General features: G+C 76.0%; 17 protein-coding genes and 1 rRNA gene. 2 read left to right on the forward strand and 16 right to left on the reverse strand.

What is annotated here, in order from left to right; translation table 11 throughout:
- Positions 1–28 precede the first annotated feature (28 nt).
- The 13 genes from ACFYWL_RS15265 to ACFYWL_RS15325 all read right to left on the reverse strand — a co-directional run bounded on the left by ACFYWL_RS15265 (position 29) and on the right by ACFYWL_RS15325 (position 15,738).
- Positions 29–634, reverse strand: coding sequence for an NUDIX domain-containing protein (locus ACFYWL_RS15265; RefSeq protein WP_386972559.1), 606 nt, complete (start codon positions 632–634; stop codon positions 29–31).
- Complete coding sequence (locus tag ACFYWL_RS15270; protein WP_386972561.1) at positions 631–2,394, reverse strand: CTP synthase; 1,764 nt, start codon at positions 2,392–2,394, stop codon at positions 631–633. The genes ACFYWL_RS15265 and ACFYWL_RS15270 overlap by 4 nt, the downstream gene beginning before the upstream one ends.
- 180 nt (positions 2,395–2,574) lie before the next feature.
- Positions 2,575–4,914 carry a hypothetical protein gene (locus tag ACFYWL_RS15275; protein WP_386972605.1) on the reverse strand — a complete coding sequence of 780 codons (2,340 nt, stop codon included), beginning with the start codon at positions 4,912–4,914 and terminating at the stop codon, positions 2,575–2,577.
- Positions 4,915–4,937: 23 nt separating this feature from the next.
- Positions 4,938–6,104: a glycosyltransferase family 4 protein gene (locus ACFYWL_RS15280; protein WP_386972563.1), complete on the reverse strand. Its 1,167-nt coding sequence runs from the start codon at positions 6,102–6,104 to the stop codon at positions 4,938–4,940.
- 52 nt (positions 6,105–6,156) lie between these two features.
- Positions 6,157–7,854: a murein biosynthesis integral membrane protein MurJ gene (murJ, locus tag ACFYWL_RS15285; RefSeq protein ID WP_386972566.1), complete on the reverse strand. Its 1,698-nt coding sequence runs from the start codon at positions 7,852–7,854 to the stop codon at positions 6,157–6,159.
- A 92-nt stretch (positions 7,855–7,946) separates the two neighbouring features.
- On the reverse strand, positions 7,947–8,813 hold the full coding sequence (locus ACFYWL_RS15290; RefSeq protein WP_386972569.1) for a hypothetical protein: 867 nt from the start codon (positions 8,811–8,813) through the stop codon (positions 7,947–7,949).
- Between the two features lie 67 nt (positions 8,814–8,880).
- Positions 8,881–9,819 carry a copper transporter gene (locus tag ACFYWL_RS15295; protein WP_386972571.1) on the reverse strand — a complete coding sequence of 313 codons (939 nt, stop codon included), beginning with the start codon at positions 9,817–9,819 and terminating at the stop codon, positions 8,881–8,883.
- Between the two features lie 28 nt (positions 9,820–9,847).
- Complete coding sequence (gene steA, locus ACFYWL_RS15300; RefSeq protein ID WP_386972574.1) at positions 9,848–11,026, reverse strand: putative cytokinetic ring protein SteA; 1,179 nt, start codon at positions 11,024–11,026, stop codon at positions 9,848–9,850.
- A 119-nt stretch (positions 11,027–11,145) separates the two neighbouring features.
- Positions 11,146–12,903 carry a DNA repair protein RecN gene (gene recN / locus ACFYWL_RS15305; RefSeq protein WP_386972576.1) on the reverse strand — a complete coding sequence of 586 codons (1,758 nt, stop codon included), beginning with the start codon at positions 12,901–12,903 and terminating at the stop codon, positions 11,146–11,148.
- A gap of 152 nt (positions 12,904–13,055) precedes the next feature.
- Positions 13,056–13,940 carry an NAD kinase gene (locus ACFYWL_RS15310; RefSeq protein ID WP_043969399.1) on the reverse strand — a complete coding sequence of 295 codons (885 nt, stop codon included), beginning with the start codon at positions 13,938–13,940 and terminating at the stop codon, positions 13,056–13,058.
- Between the two features lie 52 nt (positions 13,941–13,992).
- The gene (locus ACFYWL_RS15315; protein ID WP_386972580.1) at positions 13,993–14,853 is read right to left on the reverse strand and encodes a TlyA family RNA methyltransferase; all 861 of its coding nucleotides are present in this window, start codon (positions 14,851–14,853) and stop codon (positions 13,993–13,995) included.
- A gap of 20 nt (positions 14,854–14,873) precedes the next feature.
- Positions 14,874–15,122, reverse strand: a complete 249-nt coding sequence (locus tag ACFYWL_RS15320) for a hypothetical protein (protein WP_386972583.1) — start codon at positions 15,120–15,122, stop codon at positions 14,874–14,876.
- A 28-nt stretch (positions 15,123–15,150) separates the two neighbouring features.
- Positions 15,151–15,738: a hypothetical protein gene (locus tag ACFYWL_RS15325; RefSeq protein ID WP_386972586.1), complete on the reverse strand. Its 588-nt coding sequence runs from the start codon at positions 15,736–15,738 to the stop codon at positions 15,151–15,153.
- A 113-nt stretch (positions 15,739–15,851) separates the two neighbouring features.
- On the opposite strand from ACFYWL_RS15325, the gene ACFYWL_RS15330 reads away from it, so the two are divergent.
- Positions 15,852–16,190: an SCP2 sterol-binding domain-containing protein gene (locus tag ACFYWL_RS15330; protein ID WP_386972588.1), complete on the forward strand. Its 339-nt coding sequence runs from the start codon at positions 15,852–15,854 to the stop codon at positions 16,188–16,190.
- Between the two features lie 80 nt (positions 16,191–16,270).
- On the opposite strand, the gene ACFYWL_RS15335 is transcribed toward ACFYWL_RS15330, so the two are convergent.
- Together ACFYWL_RS15335 and ACFYWL_RS15340 are read right to left on the reverse strand one after the other, a co-directional pair.
- Positions 16,271–17,290, reverse strand: a complete 1,020-nt coding sequence (locus tag ACFYWL_RS15335; RefSeq protein ID WP_386972591.1) for an HAD-IIA family hydrolase — start codon at positions 17,288–17,290, stop codon at positions 16,271–16,273.
- Positions 17,287–18,102 carry a Replicase polyprotein 1ab gene (locus ACFYWL_RS15340; protein ID WP_386972594.1) on the reverse strand — a complete coding sequence of 272 codons (816 nt, stop codon included), beginning with the start codon at positions 18,100–18,102 and terminating at the stop codon, positions 17,287–17,289. Before ACFYWL_RS15340 ends, ACFYWL_RS15335 begins: the two co-directional genes overlap by 4 nt.
- Between ACFYWL_RS15340 and ACFYWL_RS15345 the strand changes: the two genes are divergently transcribed.
- Positions 18,079–19,569, forward strand: a complete 1,491-nt coding sequence (locus tag ACFYWL_RS15345; protein WP_386972597.1) for a hypothetical protein — start codon at positions 18,079–18,081, stop codon at positions 19,567–19,569. The two genes, ACFYWL_RS15340 and ACFYWL_RS15345, sit on opposite strands and share 24 nt — an antisense overlap.
- A gap of 92 nt (positions 19,570–19,661) precedes the next feature.
- Here the strand turns inward: ACFYWL_RS15345 and rrf are convergent.
- Positions 19,662–19,748: ribosomal RNA gene (rrf, locus tag ACFYWL_RS15350) — 5S ribosomal RNA — on the reverse strand; the annotation flags it as partial.

Here is a 19,748-nt window from a genome sequence, read left to right on the forward strand (position 1 = left end):
TCGCCGCCGGGCCGCGAGCCGACCCGGCTCAGCGGGGCAGCGGCGCGTCAGGGCGGCGCAGCGCCGACCAGCCGACGTCCCGGGCGCGGGCGGCGGCGAGCACTCCCGCCACGGCGGAGGCGTTGGTGATCTCCCCGGCCAGCACCATCCGCACGGCCTCGTCGAGGTCGACCCGGACGACCTGGAGGTCGGCCTCCTCCTCGCTGCGGTCGTGGCGCTGCCCGGCGGGCACGTCGGCGAGGTCACGGGCCAGGAAGACCCGGACGACCTCGTCGGAGAAGCCGGGCGAGCTGTGCAGGTCGACCAGCACGTCGATGGTGCCGGCGGTGAGGTCGGCCTCCTCGGCCAGTTCCCTGGCCGCCGCGGCGGCCAGGTCCTCGCCGGAGACGTCCATCAGCCCGGCGGGCAGCTCCCACAGGTGCCGGCCGACCGGGTGCCGGTACTGCCGGATGAGCACCACCTGACCGGCGTCGTCGAGGGCCACGACGGCGACCGCGCCGACGTGCCGGACGTAGTCGCGGGCGGCGCTGCCCCCGCCGGGCATGGTGACCTCGTCGGTGACCACGGAGAAGATCCGCCCGGCGTAGCGTTCCCGCCGGCCGGTCACCTCGTAGCGGTGCTCGACGGCGCTCACGACGCCGACGCCGTCTCGCGCCCGGCGGTCGCGCCGCCGTTGTGGCCGGCCCGGCCCGCCGCCTCCGCCGCCACGCCGACGGCGTCCAGGTCGACCGGGAGCTGGTCGGCCTCGGAGTAGGCGACGGCGGCCTTCACGAACGCCGCGAACAGCGGGTGCGGCCGGGTCGGGCGGCTCTTCAGCTCGGGGTGCGCCTGGGTGGCCACGAAGAACGGGTGCAGGTCGCGGTCCAGCTCGACGAACTCGACGAGCCGGCCGTCCGGGGAGGTGCCGGAGATGTGCAGCCCCGCCTTGGTGAGCTGGTCGCGGTAGGCGTTGTTCACCTCGTAGCGGTGCCGGTGCCGCTCGCTGACCTCGGTGACGCCGTACGCCTCGGCGACGATCGACCCCTCGGCCAGCTTCGCCGGGTACGCGCCCAGCCGCATGGTGCCGCCCAGGTCGCCCCGGCCGGCGACGATGTCCTCCTGGTCTGCCATGGTGGCGATGACCGGGTGCGTGGCCTCCTCGTCGAACTCCAGGGAGTTGGCCCCGTGCAGGCCCGCCAGGTGCCGGGCCACCTCGATGGTCATGCACTGCAGGCCGAGGCAGAGGCCGAGCAGCGGCACGCCGTTCTCCCGGGCGTACCGGGCGGTGCCGATCTTGCCCTCGATGCCGCGCACGCCGAAGCCGCCGGGGATGACGATGCCGTCCACGCCGGCCAGGGCCGCCGCCGCGCCGGCCGGGGTGACGCAGTCGTCGCTGGGCACCCAGCGCAGCTGCACCCGGGCCCGGTGGCCGAACCCGGCGGCCCGGATCGCCTCGCTGACCGACAGGTACGCGTCGGGCAGGTCGACGTACTTGCCGACCACCGCGACGGTGACGGTGTGCCGGGGCTGGTGGACCCGGTCGAGCAGGTCGTCCCAGCTGGCCCAGTCCACGTCCCGGAAGGACAGGCCGAGCCGGCGCACCACGTACGCGTCGAGACCCTCGCGGTGCAGCACCTTCGGGATGTCGTAGATGCTCGGCGCGTCCGGGGCGGCGACGACCGCCTCGGTGTCGACGTCGCAGTAGAGCGACAGCTTGACCTTGACCTTCTCCGGGATCTCCCGGTCGCAGCGCAGCACCAGCGCGTCGGGCTGGATGCCGATGCTGCGCAGCTGCGCCACCGAGTGCTGGGTGGGCTTGGTCTTCAGCTCGCCCGACGGGGCCAGGTAGGGCACCAGGGAGACGTGCAGGTAGAAGCAGTTGTCCCGGCCCAGGTCGTGGCGGACCTGGCGGATCGCCTCCAGGAACGGCAACGACTCGATGTCGCCGACGGTGCCGCCGACCTCGGTGATCACCACGTCCGGGATCTGGCCCTCGGCGTCCGGGTCGGCCATGCCGAGGATGCGGGCCTTGATCTCGTTGGTGATGTGCGGGATCACCTGGACGGTGTCGCCCAGGTATTCGCCGCGCCGCTCCTTGGCGATCACGTCCGAGTAGATCTGGCCGGTGGTGACGTTCGCCTTGCCGGACAGGTCCCGGTCGAGGAACCGCTCGTAGTGCCCGACGTCGAGGTCGGTCTCGGCGCCGTCCTCGGTGATGAAGACCTCGCCGTGCTGGAACGGGTTCATCGTCCCCGGGTCGACGTTGAGGTACGGGTCCAGCTTCTGCATCACCACGCGCAGCCCGCGGGCCGAGAGGAGGTTGCCGAGGCTGGAGGCGGTGAGGCCCTTACCCAACGAGGAGGCGACGCCCCCGGTGACGAAAATGTGCCTGGTCGTCCGTGCTGAAGGGGCCAAGGCCTGCTCCCGTGTCGTCCGTCGCGGTCGTGCAGACCGTCGTGCCGATCAGTGCCGAGCAGCCGGCCGTGCCGGCTGCGAGCCAAGTGATCACGCGATCCACGGGACTCCACGGTAACACCTCCCCGGGCCGGGTCCGCAGGCCGCACCCGAGGTCGGCCCGGCCGGCGGCGCGCCGGGTCAGGCCGTCGCGACCTCCGTCGATGCGCGGGCGGCCCGCCCGGTTGCCCCCTCCGGCGCGTCCCCGCCGCCGCCCGCGCCCGGGTCGGCGGGCGACGCGGGGTGCGGGTCGGCGGGCGGCGGAGCGGTGCCGTCGCCGGCCCGGATCCCGTCGCCGGCACCGGTCCCGCCGACCGCCCCGGGGCGGTCCGGGCCGCCCGGCGGGGCGACGCCGAGCCGGCCGTTGGCGGGGCCGCCGTCGCCCGGCTGGGTCCGGTCGGTGGAGTGGTCGAGCACGCGCAGCGCCGCGAGCGCCGCCATCGGCACCACCAGCGCGCCGGCGGCGCCGGCCACGTCGAGCGCAGAGCCGCCGAGCAGCCCGCCAAGGCCGGCGGCCACCCCCGTGCCCGCCATCGCGGCCCGCATCGCCGGGTAGATGCCGAACAGCCGCATCAGCCCGCCCCACGGCTGGAGCAGCGCGAACCAGACCAGCAGGGCGCCGGCCAGGGCCAGCACCGTGAGCGGGCTGTTGACCAGGGTCTCGAAGTTGGCCGTGCTGGACCGGTGGACGGTCAGCCCGCCGGTGCCGTCGCCGAGGGCGGCCAGGAAGCGGCCGAGGCTGCCCCGCTCGGTCGCCGGCCGGCGCAGGTCGACCACCGCGAAGCCGATCATCACCGCCAGCCCCGCCATGCCCGCCCAGACCAGCCGGCTGACCGTCAGCCAGCCGCCGGTGCTGATCGCGGCGGCCACGCACACCCCGGCCGTCAGCGCGATCGCGCCGATGGAGTCCGCGCCGAGGTAGGGGCTGCCGACCACCACCACGGCGGCCCCGCCGACGGCGACGACCACCATCGGCCGCCACCGGCGGTGGACCCGCTGGGCCAGCCAGCCGGCGCACAGCAGCGACCCGGCGACGAACACGCCGAGCCCGACCGTGCCCAGGCCGGAGAACCGGCCGCCCTCCAGGGCCGAGTAGCCGGCCACCCCGTTGAGCTGCAACCGGGCCCCGGTGAGCACGTCGGCGGCGACCACCAGGGTGGCCAGGCCGGCGACCGCGCCCAGCGGCCCGAGCGTCGCGTCGTGCCCGGGGGCGAACCGCACGGCGGCGGTCGCACCGACCAGCAGCAGCACGGTGGTCGCCGCGAACCACCAGCCGGCGTGGTCGCCGCGCCACCACGGCACCACGTCGGCGAGCAGCGCCGCCGGCACCGCGAGGGCAACGGCGATCAGCAGCAGCTCGACCGCGGCCACCACCCGCCGGGGCACCGGCGCCGGGCCGACGGGCCCGGCGTGCCGGCGGGCGCGGCGCAGCAGCGGCAGCACCGCCACGGCCAGCAGCACCTGCGCGCCGGCGAGCAGCGCGAAGAACCAGCCGGCGACCCGCCGCTGGGCGGCGGCCTCCCGGTCGGCGTCGGCCGGCGCGGCGATCGCGGTGGGCAGGTCCGCCGGGCGTCCGCCGGCGGAGAGGGCGGGTCGGCCGAGGAACAGCCGTTCCGGCATCGGCCGGCCCAGCGCGGCGAGCGCGGTCGGCGCCAGGTCGACCAGTTGCAGGTAGCCCTCCCGGCCGGTGGTCGGCGAGGTGAGCCAGCCCCGTTCCCAGCCCGGCCCGTCGGCGACGGCGACGTGCAGCCGCGACGGCAGGTCGGTGTCGGAGATCCCGGCGACCAGCACCAGGGAGCGCGGGGGCCGGCCGGCGAGGACCCGGGCCAGGTCGGCGTCGGCCCGGCGGGCCTGCTCGGCCCGGGCCGCCCGGTCGTCGCCGGTGACGGTGCCGAGGTCGACGACGCTCAGCACGCAGGAGCCGAGCAGCGGGGCCGGGTCGTCGGGCAGCGCCGCAGCGTACCGGTCGACCCGGCCGAACGGGCGGGCGGCGGCCACCGCCGCGCCGGGACCGACGGCGACGGAGCAGCGCACCGACTCCGCCAGCGCGCCGGGCACCGCGCCCCAGGGCAGGCGCTGCTGGTTGTGCTGCACGACGCTCTCCTGGTCGGGCAGGTTCGCGCCGATGCCGTCGGGCTGCTCGACCGTCACACCGGCCGGCGGGCACACGCCGCCGCCCCGGCTGCCGTTCCAGGCGGCGAAGTTGCCGGCGCCCAGGGTCAGCCAACCGTCGACGGGGCAGGTGGGCCGGTGGGCGGAGCGCACCGACAGGGAGCCGATCGAGCCCTGCTGGGCCATCCGCCACAGCGTCGGGGTGGTCTGCGGGTCGACGTCGTCCCAGCGCAGGCCGGCCACCCCGACGAGCACCACGAAGTCGGCGGTGCGCCGGGGCGCCTCGGTGGCCGGCCGGGCGGCGAGGGCGGTCACCCCCAGCACCACGACCAGCAGGGTCAGCAGGACCGGCGGCAGCCTGCGCAGCAGCACCGGTCTCAGGGCGCGCAGCATCACCGGCGTCCCGTCGACGGGGCGTCCGCGCCGGGGGCGGCCGGGCCGCTGGTGTCGCCGGCCAGCTCCGCGTAGAGCGCGGCCAACTGGGCGACGGTGTCCGCCTCGGTGGGCCACGTCGCTGCCCGCGCGGCGCCCCGCCGGCCCAGCTCGGCCCGCCGGTCGTCGTCGTCGAGCAGCGCGCGCACGGCCGCGTCGACCGCGTCGACATCACCCGGGGGCACCAGCACCGCGGCGTCGCCGACCAGCTCCGGCAGGCCGCCGACGTCTGTCGCCACCAGCGGTACGCCGGCCCGCAGCGCCTCCTGCGCGAACAGCTGGCGGGCCTCCCAGTCGCTGGTCACCACGGCCAGGTCCGCCCCGACGAGCAGGTCGGCAACGTCGGTGCGGTGCCCGAGCAGGGTGACCGGGGCCCGGGCGGCGGAGATCCGGGCGGCGAGGGGCAGGTACGCCGGGCCGCTGCCGGCGATCACCACGACCGGCGGCGGGGTCCGGCCGCGCCACCGGGCGGCGGCGTCGACCAGCACGTCGTACCGCTTCTGAGGGTGCAACCGGCCGACGGAGAGGATCAGCGGCTGGCCGGCGGCGACCGCGAACTCGGCGCGGACGGCGGCCCGGCGGCGACGCGGCGCGGGCAGCGCCGGCGCGGCGACCGGGGCGAGCCGGGCGTCGGCGGCGCCGAGGGCGGCGGCACGCTCGACCAGGTCGGCGCTGGCGCCGAGGGCGACCCGGGCCCCCCGGGCCACGACCCGTTCGGCGAGCCGGGACAGCCCGCCGCGCAACCCCCGGGCGAGCACCGCGTTGTGCCAGGTGACCACGAGCGGGGCCGCCGGCCGGGCCAGGACGGCGACGAGCCCGGCGCGCAGCCCGTGCGCGTGCACGACGGCGACCGGCTCGGCGGCCAGCGCGCGGCGCAGCGCGGCGACGGCCCGGGCGTCGGCGGGAGTCGGGCTGGCCGGGATCTCGACCGGCTGGAAGCGGGCCCCCGCGCCGGTGAAGTCGAACTGCTCCTCGGTGGCGGCGGGCCCGCAGACCAGCACCGTCGCGCCCGCCGCGGCGAGGCCCCGGGCGACGGAGCGGACGTGTTGGCCGACGCCGCCGGTGCTGGAGGCGAGCAGCAGCGCCACGGTGCCGCGCCCTCCGACGGCCGGTGTCGCGCCCGTCACCGCGACCACCCCCGGTCCACCGCCACCCCCGGTCGGCCGCCCGTCGTCCCGCTCACCCGGACACCGTCTCCTTCCCGTCGCCCCGTTCCGGACCGACCACGTCCCGCCGCCGTGGCCCGCCGGAGCGCCCGCCGCGCCGGAGCGCACCGGGCAACCGGCGGCCCACGGCGGCGAGCAGCGGCCACACGTCCCGCCGGTCGGCCAGGTACGCCACGGCGAGGAACACCACCCCGACCACGGTTGCAGACAGCATGCCCTGCACGAGGGCCGCGAGTGTCGTCGGGGTGCCGGCCCCGGCCCCGGCCAGGGCATGCGCGGTGGCCGCACCGGCGAGCGCGGCGAGCGCCCCGCCGAGCAGCCCCGCCGCCCCCGCGCGGGCCGCCCCGGCCAGCGCGGCGGAACCGGCCGCGCGGCGCGCCGCGACCACCAGCAGGACGCCGAGCAGCAGCATGCCGGCGGAGTTGGCCAGGGTCACCGCGAGCACCCGGTCGGCGCGAGGCAGCAGCGCGGCGAGGGGGACGACGGCCAGCGGCACGGCCAGCCAGCCGGCGGTGATGGCCACGGTGGCCGGCCGCGGCTCGCCCCGGGCGTAGAGGGCGCGGGAGAGCACCGCGAACAGCCCGTAGCCGAGCAGGCCGGGGGCGAAGCCGGCGATCGCGGCGGCCACCGGGGCCGGGTCGGCCGGGCGGAAGAACGCGGCCACCGGTGCGGCGGTGCCGGCGAGGGCCGCCGCGCCGAGGCAGCTGAACAGCAGCACCCCCCGCGTGGTCGTGGCGAGGGTGTCCCGGTACGCCCGTTCGTCGCCGGTCGCCGACGCCGCCGCCAGGGTCGGGTACGCGGCGACCGCGAGCGGCACCGCCAGCACCGCCCACGGCAGCAGGTACATCGTCTGGGCCAGGTTGAACGCCTGGACGGACCCGGTCGGGCCCCCGGAGGCGCTCTTGACGACCACGGCGAGGGCGATCTGCTGGGCGGCCACGGTGACCGCCCCGGCCGCCGCCAGCCCGCCGACCCGGGCGCGGGCGTCGGCGTCGAACGCGTACCCCGGGCGCAGCCGCAGGCCGAGCCGGCGCAGCGGGATCAGCAGCGACAGCGACAGCACGACCACGCCGAGGGTGGTGCCGCCGCTCAGGACCAGCTCCCCGCCCCGGCTCACCCCGGCGACCGTGGCCCCCCGCCCCTCGACGACGCCGAAGACCAGGTAGACCACGATCACGGTGAGGCTGGACAGCAGCGGGGCGATGACGGGCCAGGCGAAGCGGCGGTGTGCCTGGAGCACCCCGGTGAGCACGATGCCGACGCCGTAGAGCGGCAGCTGGGGGGCGAAGACCCGCAGCATGCGCGCCCCGGCGGCCAGCTCGGCCGGGCTGCGGCCGGAGCTGAGCGCCTCGACGATCGGCCCGGCCAGCAGCGCGACCAGCGCCGCGAGGGGCACCAGCAGGGTCAGCGTCCAGGTCAGCAGGGCGCCGGTGGTCGCGCCGACGGCCCGCCGGTCGCCCGCCGCGACCGCACCGGCCAGCAGCGGCACGACCAGGCTGGCCAGCGCCCCGCCGGCCACGATCTCGAAGATGATGTTCGGCGCGATGTTGGCGACCACGTACATGTCGCCGAGGTCGCTGAAGTCCAGCGTCCAGGTGAACACCAGCGTCCGGCCGAAGCCGGCGAGCCGGCTGACCACGGTGAGCACCGCGATGAGGGCGGCCGCCCCGGCCACCCGGCCGGCGCCGGCGAGGGGTGCCGGGGTCTTCACGTCAGCAGGTGGCCTTCCCGTCGGTCGTGGTGGCCCGCGCGTCGGCCGGTCGCCGCGTCGGCAGCGCCGGGCTCAAGGGGGCCGGGCGCACGTCAGTCGGTGCGCCGGCCCAGGGCGTCCAGCTCGCGCAGGCCCGGGGTGGCCTGGATGACCTGGGTGAAGCTGACCTTCTCGCTGGCGGCGGTGAGCCCGGCGAGCACGGCGAGCAGGCCGGCCCGGCCCAGCGGCCCGGTGCGGGCCGCGAGGGCCACCCCGAGCACCGCCCCGATCGCGTTGGCCCCGCCGTCGCCGACCATCACCTGCTCGTCGAGGTCGTCGGGGAGCAGGCCGGCGGCAGCGCCCACCGCCCCGGCGGCGATCCCGCCGTGCGGGCCCCCGGTCAGCGGCGCGCCGAGCAGCAACGCGGACTTCAGCGCCCGCCCGGGCCGCAGGTCCAGCAGGTTGAGCAGGTTGGCGGTGCCGGCGATGACCCCGGCGCCGAGGAGCACGTCGGCGGTGCGGCCCACCGCGCCGTGCCGCTGGCGGCGGGGGTGGGCGGCGACGGACCGGTCGGCGGCGAGCAGCGCCGACGCGGCCAGCCCCGCCGCGCCCACCCCGACGATCTTGACCAGCCCGGCGGTGACCCGGCCCTCGCGCAACGCGGCGAGGTGCCCGGCGAAGCCCTTGGCGGCCTTCTGCTCGGGCCGGGCCCCCACCACGTCGTCGTAGACCCCGACCGCTCCCCCGCCCACGCCGGCCACGAGCGCGGCGGCCCCGGCGGGGGCGCTGGACGCGCCGAACGCCCCGGCCGCGGCGGCGCCCGCGGCGAGCGCCGGCCCGGCGGCGAGGGTGACGGCGCGGCCCCGGAAGTTGGTGCGCTCCAGCGCCGGGGCGGCCGGCGAGGTGCGCACCTCGCGCAGCGCGTACCGGGCGGCGGCGGCGCCGGCACCGGCGATCAGCAGGCGGCCCAGCAGGCTCACGCGGTCACCCCGTTCGGTACGCCGCACGCGCGGCGGGAAGGATCGGACACCCGGGCACGTCGTTCGCTCACTGGGGCAGTCTAGGCAGCAGCGCGGACGCGTTGTCGCCCACGCCGTACTGGCCGGCCTTCTTCTCCACGAGCTGCTGCACCAGGGCGAGGGTGGTGACCAGCTGCCCCTGGGTGGTGTTGGCGTCGTCGACGGTGGAGATGGTCTGCGACAGCACCGGGTCGCCCCGGACGACCGCGACGACGTTGCCGCCGGCCGAGCCGTTGCCGGCCACCACGATCGCCCCCGTCCGGTCGAACTGCTCGGCGACCTTGACCACCGACTCGTCCTTCTTCGCGGAGTCCTTGTCCACGTACGGCTGGCCGCTGACCAGCACCACCGCCTCGGCGGGCCCGGTCACCTTCTCGTCGGTGGTCAGGTAACCGGCGTTGCTGTACGACGCCAGCACCGACCGGCGGTCTGCCTCGGTCACCGGGGTCGCGCCGGCGGCGCGGTCGAGCAGCACGCTGGCCAGCAGGGCGCTGGACGTCTCCACCCCATGCCCGTTGCCGGGCAGCCCCGAGGCGGGGGCGCTCGGCCGGGCGGCGGTCACGGCCAGCTCCATCAGGTTGTTGTTGTTGTCCGGGTTGATGAACTTGTCCTGCAGGTCGACCCGGCCGGTGAGCTGGGCGCCGCCGATTTGGAGCATCTTGAGCACGCCCTCGGTGTGCTCGCGCCCGCTGGGCAGCGTGAGCAGCAGCACGCGGCGACCGGTGAGCTTGCCCGGCAGGACGACCTGGGCGATCTCCGCGGCGAACTGCTCCTCCAGCTCGATCTCCTTCTGCATGTTGTTGACCGCCTGGCGCATCTGCTGGTTGTCCTTGCTCAGCCCGTTGACCCGCTCCTTGAGCGAGTCGGCGACCGGGCCGTTGAGGGCGGCCGTGCCGACGACCAGGCCGATGGCGAGCGCCAGGAAGACCGCGGTCAGGGACACCACGTGGTAGCGGAAGTTGATCACGCTTGCAGCCTCTTGATCGGTCGGGGAGCTAGAAGAGCTGGCCGAGCTGGAACACGAAATTGTTCCACCATTCGCTGACCACGCCCAGGTACGCCTTGCCGACGGTGGAGACCGCCACGGCCGAGGCCATCGCCGCCACCGCCGACAGGACCAGCAGCAGCAGCGAGGAGCCGGAGATGCTCTGCCGGTAGAGCCGGCTCACGCCCTTGGCGTCCACCAGCTTCCCGCCGACCTTGAGCCGGGTGAGGAACGTCGAAGCCATCCCGCCCCGGCCCTTGTCCAGGAACTCGACCAGGGTGGCGTGCGTGCCGACCGCCACCAGCAGCGAGGCCCCCTTCTCGTCGGCCAGCAGCATCGCCAGATCCTCGCTGGTGGCCGCCGCCGGGAAGGTGATCGCCTCGACGCCCAGCCCGGTGACCCGGGGCAGGCCCGGGGCCCGCCCGTCGGGGTAGGCGTGCACGATCACCTCGGCGCCGCAGCGCAGCACGTCGTCGGTCACCGAGTCCATGTCCCCGATGATCATGTCGGGGGTGTAGCCGGCCTCGACCAGCGCGTCCGCCCCGCCGTCCACGCCGATCAGCACCGGCTTGAACTCCCGGATGTACGGCCGCAGCACGTCCAGGTCGGCCTTGTAGTCGTAGCCGCGGACCACGATCAGGCAGTGCCGACCCTGGATCTGGGTCTGGATCTCCGGCACGCCGACGCCGTCGAGGAGCAGGTCACGCTCCTGCTTGAGGTAGTCCATCGTGTTGGCGGCGAACGCCTCCAACTGCACCGACAGCCCCTCGCGGGCGTCGGCCATCGCCTTCGCCACCGACTCGGCGTCCTGCAACGCGCCGTGCGCGACCGGCTCGCCGCCGACGAAAACCGTGTTGCCCTCGATCCGGACGGTGTCGCCCTCCCGGACCCGCTCGAAGATCCCCTCGCCCAGGTCGTCCAGGAGCGGGATGCCGGCGGTCACCAGCACCTCCGGGCCGAGGTTCGGGTACCGGCCGGAGACCGACGGCTTCGCGTTGAGGACGGCGGCGACACCGACCGCCACCAGCGAATCGGCCGCCACCCGGTCCAGGTCGACGTGGTCGATGACCGCGATGTCGCCCGGACGCAGCCGGCCGACCAGGCGCTTCGTCCGGCGGTCGAGGCGCGCGGTGCCGAGGAGTGTGTCCGGCTCGGTGTTACGGGTCCGGCGCAACGTGGGTAGACGCATCGTGACCATCCTGGCATGTGAGGCAGGCTTTTCTGTCGCGACATGCCTGAGCAGGGCCGCCTACCCAGGGAAACACACCGGAGCGCGCCACGGTGTGCGCGCGCTCACAATACCCGCCGTCACGGCCGCCTTTCGCGCGCCGCCACGGCCAACAGCTCCTCGGCGTGAGCGATACCCAGATCCGAATCCGGCAAACCCGCCAGCATCCGGGCCAGCTCCCGGGCCCGCTCGGTGTCCTCCACCACCCTCACCCCGCTGGTGGTCACCGCGCCACCCGTGTCCTTCGCCACCACCAGGTGCCGGTCGGCGAACGCCGCCACCTGCGGCAGGTGGGTGACCACCAGCACCTGGTGGCTGCGCGCCAGCCGGGCCAGCCGCCGGCCGATCTCCACCGCCGCCTGACCGCCCACGCCCGCGTCGACCTCGTCGAAGACCAGGGTCGGCGGGCCACCCGAGCCCGCGAACACCACCTCGATGGCGAGCATCACCCGGGACAGCTCGCCGCCGGACGCGCCCCGCTGCAACGGCAACGACGGGGCACCCGGATGCGCCAGCAGCCGCAGCTCCACCTCGTCGCCGCCGTCCGGGCCGACGCCCACCTCCACGCCGTTGACCGCCAGGCTCGGCTCCGACCTGCCCGCCGGCCGGGGCAGCACCGCCACCTCGATGCGGGCGTGCGGCATCGCCAACCCGGCCAGCTCGACCGTCACCTGCTCGGCGAACCGGGACGCCGCCTCCTGTCGGGACACCGACACCCGCCCGGCCAGCTCGGCCACCTCACCGGCCAGCCGGGCGGCCTCCCGGTCCAGCTCGTCCAACGCCTCGTCGGAAGTGTCCAGATCGGACAGCCGCTCCCGGGCCCGCTCCGCCCAGGCGACCACCCCGTCGACGTCGTCGGCGTACTTGCGGGTCAACGCCCGCAGCGCCGCCCGCCGCTCGTAGACGACCTGCAACCGGGCCGGATCCGCGTCCAGCGCCGCCAGATACGCCGACAGCTCCGCCGACACGTCCGCGACCAGCGTCGCCGCCTCCTCCAACCGGGCCGCCAGGTCACCCAGGGCCGGATCGGTGCCCGCCTGCGCCTCCAGGGTGCGCCGGGCCAGCCCCAGCAGCGCCGTGGCGTCCGGCGTCTCGTCGGTCGGCTCGGTGCCGCCCGCGACGCAGTGGTGCGCCGTCTGCGCCGCCGTGCGCAGCCCCTCCGCGTGCTCCAGGCGCTGCGCCTCGGCCCGCAACTCGTCGTCCTCGCCCGGCTGCGGATCCACCCGGCTGATCTCGTCGAGCCCCAGCCGGAGCAGGTCGGCCTCCTGATGGCGGGCCCGGGCGTTGCGCCGCCGGTCGGCCAGGTCGTCGACCACCGCCCGCCACCGGGCGTACGCCTCCCGCAGCGCGTCGAGCAGCTTCTCGTGCTCCGGGCCGGCGAACCGGTCCAGCGCCGCCCGCTGCTCGGCCGGCCGCAGCAGGCGCAACTGGTCGGATTGCCCGTGCACCGCCACCACCTGCTCGCCGACCTCGCCCAGCATCGCCACCGGCATGCCGCGCCCGCCCAGGTGCGCCCGCGAGCGACCCTCCACGGTGACCGTGCGGCTCAGCAACAGCGAACCGTCGTCGTCGGGCTCCCCACCGGCGTCGGTGACCCGGGCGTGCACGGCGGCGGCCACCCGGCCGCCGAGCCGCAGCCGCCCCTCGACCACCGCCCGACCCGGCTGGGCCCGCACCCGGCCCGCGTCGGCCCGGCCGCCGAAGAGCAGGCCGAGGCCGGTCACCACCATCGTCTTGCCCGCACCGGTCTCCCCGGTGATGACGTTCATCCCGCCGGCCAACGGCAGCGTGGTGTCCTCGATGACGCCCAGTCCGGTGATGCGCAGCTCTTCCAGCACAGCACCCGACAGTAGACGCGGGCCCCGACAGTTGACCAGCCGGCACGGCCGGGACGCGGCGACCGCCCGCCGACGGCCGGCCCGTCACTCCCGCGGGAACGCCCGCCGAGCAGCGGTCGACCAGCGCCGCCGGGCCGCCCCGGAGACGTCGCTCACCTGCGGTTGCCCCGCCAGCCGTGCACCGGCAACCCGAACTTCGCCACCAACCGGTCGGTGAACGACCGGGCCCGCAACCGCACCACCCGCACCGGCAGCGCGCCGCGCCGCACCGTCACCTGCGCCCCCGGCGGCAGGTCGTAGACGCGCCGGCCGTCGCAACACAGCACGGCGAGGGTGGTGAACGGGTCCACCGTGATCGAGAACGTCGACGTCGGCGCGGTCACCAACGGCCGGCTGAACAGCGCGTGCGCGCTGATCGGGACCAGCAGCAACGCCTCCACCTCCGGCCAGACCACCGGCCCGCCGCCGGAGAACGCGTACGCCGTCGAGCCCGTCGGGGTCGCGCAGACCACACCGTCGCAGCCGTACCGGGACAGCGGGCGGCCGTCCACGTCGACCAGCAACTCCAGCATCTGGGCCCGCTCGCCCTTCTCGACGCTGATCTCGTTGAGCGCCCAGGACTCGATCGTCGGGCCGCCGTCGAACTGGGCCGTCACGTCGAGGGTGAGCCGCTCGTCCACCGTGTAGTTGCGGTCCACCACGTCGCGCACCGCCACGTCCAGGTCGTCGATCTCCGCCTCGGCGAGGAAGCCGACCTTGCCCAGGTTGATGCCGAGCAGCGGCACCTTCGCCGGCCGGGCCAGCTCCGCGGCGCGCAGGAACGTGCCGTCCCCGCCCAGGGCGAAGACGATCTCGGCCCCCTCGGCGGCCTCCGGCCCCGTCACCGGCACCACGCCCGGCAGGTCCAGGTCGTCGGCCTCCTCGGCCACCACCCGCACCTCGAACCCCGCGGCGATCAGGTCCGCCGCGACCGCCCGGGCGTGCTCCGTGCTGCGACGCCGGCCGGTGTGCGTCACCAGCAGCGCGGTACGACTCAACGGATCCACCTTCCGTTCGCGACTGCGGGGCTCGCAAGCTCACTCCTCGCGCTCACCCTGCCACCTCCTCCGGGGCCCCGTCCGGCACCTCACCGGAAGGGGTCGCGCCCTGCGGGCCGGCCGCCACGACGGCCCGCACCAGCTCCGGGTCGGCCGCCGGCGCGCCCCGGCGTAACCATACGAAGAACTCGACGTTGCCGCTGGGCCCCGGCAGCGGGCTGGCGGTCACGCCGGCGAGCCCCAGCCCGAGCTGGGCCGCCGCCGCCGACACGTCCAGGACCGCCTCGGCGCGCAGCGCCGGATCGCGCACGACGCCGCCCGCGCCGACACGCTCCCTGCCGACCTCGAACTGGGGCTTCACCATCAGCGCCAGGTCGCCGTCGGCCCGGGTGCAGGCGGCCAGCGCCGGCAGCACCAGCCGCAGCGAGATGAACGACAGGTCCGCCACCGTCAGGTCGACCTGTCCGCCGATCGCCTCCGGGGTCAGCGTGCGGACGTTGGTCCGCTCGAACACCCGTACCCGGTCGTCGGTGCGCAGCGCCCACGCGAGCTGCCCGTAGCCGACATCCACGGCGACGACCTCGGCCGCGTCGGCGCGCAGCAGCACGTCGGTGAAGCCGCCCGTCGACGCGCCGGCGTCGAGGCAGCGCCGGCCCGCCACCCGCAGCCCACCCGGGGTGAACGCGGCCAGCGCGCCGGCCAGCTTGTGGCCGCCCCGGGAGACGTACTCCGAGGTGGGATCGGCGCCGGTGACCAGCAGCGGATCCGCGGGGTCGACCAGCGCGGCGGCCTTACGGGCCGGCACCCCGCGAAGCTGGACCCGGCCGGCCTCGACCAGCGCGGCGGCCTGCTCGCGGGAACGGGCCAGACCGCGGCGGACGAGTTCGGCGTCGAGCCGGTTGCGACGTGCCATGGGGGTGGATCTCCGGTCGGTCAGGACTGGTCGATGGTGGCGAGGGTCTCCCGCAGCGTCTGGTACGCCGCCTCGTACTGCGGGATCTGGTCGGCCGGGGAGAGCGACGCGGCATTCGCCATCGCCTGCACGACGGCGTCCACGGCCGGGTGCCGGGCGTCGCCGTCGTCGACGTCGGTCACCGGACGAGGCGGAGGGCCCGGCCGGGGCCCGGGCGGCGGCGCGGGCCGGCCGCCGGGCGGTGGGCCCGGCCGGAACGGCCCGCTCACCGCCGGCCCCGACCCGGCACGGGTACGCTCACGCCGCACCGCCCGGCTGCCGCTTGCGGGCCAGTGCCTTCTTCGCCGGGCGGGCCGGCTCCGCCACGGCCTCCTCCGACCCGGCGGGGATGACCGTGGCGGGTGGCTTCCGGGCGACGGCCTTCTTCGCGACCGTCTTCTTCGCCACGGCCTTCTTCGCGACGGGAGCAGGCGACCCGGCCGGCTCCGACCCGGTTGGCTCCGTCCCGGTTGGCTCCGTCCCGGTTGGCTCCGACCCGGCCGGCTGCGGGGCGGGCGACGGCGGGGCGGGTTCGGCGAGGCCGGCCCGGGCCTCCCGCAGCTGACGCTCCAGCTCGTGCACCCGGCGGGTCAGCTCGGCCACCTCGTCGGCGGTCGCCAGCCCGACCGCGCCGAGCGCGCGGTCCACCTCGAAGCGCACCAGCTTCGTCAGCGCCTCCCGGTTCGCCGCGCCGGTCGAGACCAGCTCCTCCGCGAGGGCCTGGAGTTGGGTTGCCGTCGCCTCGCCGGAGCCGACGACCCGACGCACCACGTCCTGTGCCTTCTTCCGGGGCGCCTCCGTCAGGCCCATGGCCAGTCCGAGGTAGGCGCGCCACGCGTCCTGCATGCCTGAGTCCTTCCACGGGGTGGGGGGTTGCGGGTCTCACGCTACCGGGCGCCGTGGGACGCCCATTGCGGTACGGTGCCGGGAAACGGACGTGGCGTGCGTGAGGAGACAAAGTGGCCAGCGTGGACGAGTGCCGGCAGGCGTTGCAGGATCTGGCCGCCCGGCTGGACCGCAACGCCGACGCCGTGCGGGAGCGGGTCGACCTGGAGCGCACCCTGGCCTGCCGGGTGACCGACCTGGGCACCGCCTTCCACGGCCGGCTCGCCGACGGACGGCTGCTCGACCTGGCCGACGGGGACGACCCGAAGGCGAAGATCGGCCTGAGCACCAGCAGCGACGACCTGCTCGCCCTCGTGCGCGGCGAGCTCGACGTGACCAAGGCGATCGCGTCCCGCCGGGTGTCGATCAAGGCGAACCCGTTCGACCTGATGAAACTCCGCAAGCTGCTCTGACGGGCCCCGAGACGGGCGCAGCCCGCGCCACCGGGCCCCGGAGGGGGCCGGCGACGCGGGCTGCGCCCACGCTCGGTGCGTCAGCCGGCCAGGCCGAGGGCGGCCAGGGCCGCCTCGGCATCCGGCGAGCCCGCGCGGACCTGCGGACCCGCGCCGTCCGCCCACGCGGCGGCGCAGAGCGCGGCCAGGGCGTCCAGCGGCCGGCCGGCACCGGTCAGCTCCGGGCCGTCGTCGGTCGCGCGCACCGACCAGCCGCCCGTCGCGGCGGCACCCGGCACCCGGACCACCGCCGCCGGGTCGAACAGCCCGGCGAGGTCGACCGAGACGTACGTCGGCCGGCGCGCCGCCGGGGCGGCCAGCAGTTCCGGTACGTCGCTGACGCCGGTCAGCACGAGCAGGCTGTCCAGCCCGGCACGCCGGGCTCCCTCGATGTCGGTGTCGAGCCGGTCGCCCACCACGAGGGTGCGCCCCTGCCCCGCACGGCGGGCGGCGGTGGCGAACAGCGCCGGCTCGGGCTTGCCCACGACCACGTCGGGGTCACGGTCGAGCGCGGTACGCAGCACGGCCACCAGCGACCCGTTGCCCGGTAGCGGTCCCCGCCCGCTGGGCAGGGTCCGGTCGGTGTTCGTGGCGATCCAAAGGGCCCCGGCCCGCACGGCCAGGGACGCCTCGGCCAGGTCCGCCCAGCCGACCTGCGGGCCGTACCCCTGCACGACGGCGACGGGGGACTCGTCGACGCGGGACACCGGGCGCAGCCCGACGGCGCTGATCTCGGCGCGTAGCGCCTCCGCCCCCACCACGAGGACCGGCGAGCCGGCGGGCAGCCGCTCCGCCAACAGCTCGGCGGATGCCCCCGCGGAGGTGAGCACCTCCTCCGCGCCGGCAGGCACACCCATCCCGGTGAGCAGGTCGGCGACCTCGCCGGCCCGCCGCGACGCGTTGTTGGTGGCGTACGCGACCGCCCGCCCCTCGGCGTGCAGCCGGCCCACCGCCTCGACCGCGCCGGGGATCGGCCGGTCGATCAGGTAGATGACCCCGTCCAGGTCGAAGACGACCAGCGAGTATCCGTCGACCAGCCGGTCCCCGGTGCCCGCCGTCACCGCAGGTCCGCGCCCGGCTCGGGCGAGCCTGCGGGCTCGGTGCCCCGCTCGGTCTTCGCCGGCTCCGACCCGGTCCGGTCCGCAGCCGCCGGGGCGACATCATCGTCCTCGTCGTCGCCGTCGGCGTCGTCATCGTCGGCGTCTTCGGCCTCGTCGCCGTCCTCGTCGTCGTCGGCGGCGGCGTCGACACCCTCCTCGGCCGGCTCGTCGTCCTCGTCGTCGCCCTCGATCAGCACCCCGTCGAGTTCGAGCAGCCGCTCGGCGGCGTCGGTCTCGCCCTCGGCGTCGACGTCGGCCGCCCGGGAGAACCACTCCCGGGCCTCCTCGCGGCGACCCACGGCGAGCAGCGCGTCGGCATACGCGTACCGGAGCCGGGCGGCCCACGGCTCGGCCGCGTCGTTGGTCAGCTCGCGGACCTGGAGCATGGCCACGGCCGCGTCCTTCTGGCCGAGGTCACCCCGGGCCCCGGCGGCGACGATCAGCAGCTCGACCGCGACGGCCTGGTCGAGCTTCTCCCGGTCGGCCCCCCGGAACAGGTCGATCGCCCGCTCCGGACGCCCGAGCGCCCGCTCGCAGTCGGCGAGCACGGCCAGGTGGCTCTGCAGGCCCGTCATCCGGTGGTACGTGCGCAGCTCGGCGATCGCCGTCTGCCACTCCCCCGCGTGGTACGCGGCCAACCCGACCGCCTCACGCACCGCCGAGATGCGCGACGCGAGCCGACGGGCGGCGAGCGCGTGTGCCAGCGCCTCCGCCGGGTCCTCGTCGATCAGCTGGCCGGTCGCGACCAGGTGCCGGGCGACGGTGTCCGCCACCGGCTTGGCCAGCGACAGCAGCTCCGCGCGGACGGCCTGGTCCAGGTCGGACGCGACGATCTCGTCGGGCAGCGCCGGGGCGACGGCCCCCTGCTGCTCGGTCCGGTCACGCCGATCGTCCCGGCGGTCGCGCGACGCGTCCCCGCCGCCGTAGCCGCCGTCCCGACGCCGGTCCCCAGATCCCTGCCGGTCGTCCCGGCGCGGGCGGTCGCCGTACCCGCCGGTCCGGTCGCCGCCGCGGAAGCCACCCTCACGCGGCGGACCCGAACGGAAGCCGCCCTCACGCGGGCCGGAACGGAAACCGCCCTCGCGACGATCCCCGCCGAAGCCGCCCTCACGACGGTCGCCACTGCGGAAGGTGCCCTCGCGGTCGCCGCCACGGAAGCCGCGCTCGCGGGTCTCGCCGTCGCGGCGGAAGCCACCCTCGCGCGGTCCGCCCTCGCGGCGGTCGCCCCCACGGAAGCCACCCTCGCGGGGCGGGCCGGAACGGAAACCACCCTCACGCGGGCCACTTTCACGACGGTCACCACCGCGGAAGCCACCCTCGCGGTCACCACCGCGGAACCCACCCTGCCGAGAATCCCCGTCACGGCGGAAACCGCCCTCACGACGGTCACCACCGAAGCCGCCGTCGCGGCGGTCGCCGCCGCGGAAGCCGCCCTGCCGGGAATCTCCGTCACGACGGAAGCCACCCTCACGCGGGCCGGAACGGAAGCCACCCTCGCGACGATCACCGCCGAAGCCACCCTCGCGACGGTCGCCCCCACGGAAACCGCCCTCGCGGGGCGGCCCGGAACGGAAACCACCCTCACGGCGGTCCCCACCACGGAAGCCACCCTCGCGGTCACCACCGCGGAACCCACCCTGCCGAGAATCCCCGTCACGACGGAAACCGCCCTCACGACGGTCACCACCGAAGCCACCCTCACGGCGGTCGCCCTCACGGGAACCGCCTTCACGGGGCGGCCCGGAACGAAAGCCCTCAGAACGATCGCTTCCACGGAAGCCGCCCTCGCGAGACGGCCCGGAACGGAAACCACCCTCACGACGGTCACCGCCGAAGCCACCCTCGCGACGGTCGCCGCCACGGAAGCCGCCCTGCCGGGAATCCCCGTCACGACGGAAGCCACCCTCGCGACGGTCACCGCCGAAACCGCCTTCACGACGGTCGCCGCCACGGAAGCCACCCTCACGCGGGCCACTCTCACGACGGTCACCACCGCGGAAGTCCCGGCCCTCACCCCGCGGGGGGCCCTGGTAACCACCGTCCCGGCCGCCGCCGGCCGACCGCGAGTCGTCGCGGGTGCGGAAACCACCCTCACGGCGGTCGCCGTAGCCGCCGCGCTGGTCGCGCGAGCGGTCGTCCCGATCCCGGTACGGCGGGCGGTCATCCCGTCGGGGCGCCCCACCGCGTCGGTCGGAACGGTCTTCGTAACGTCGAGGACGGTCGCCGTCCTGCGGTCCTGAACTCACAGGTACATCCTTCCTGATTGCGCCGCACTCGACGCTACGCAGTTGAGGGCCGACCCATATTGGGGCGGCCCTCGACTGGAAAGAATGTCCGGCGGTGTCCTACTCTCCCACACCCTCCCGAGTGCAGTACCATCGGCGCTGGAGGGCTTAGCTTCCGGGTTCGGAATGTAACC

It is taken from the genome of Micromonospora sp. NPDC002575 (genome assembly GCF_042889525.1).
GTDB lineage: Bacteria > Actinomycetota > Actinomycetes > Mycobacteriales > Micromonosporaceae > Micromonospora > Micromonospora carbonacea.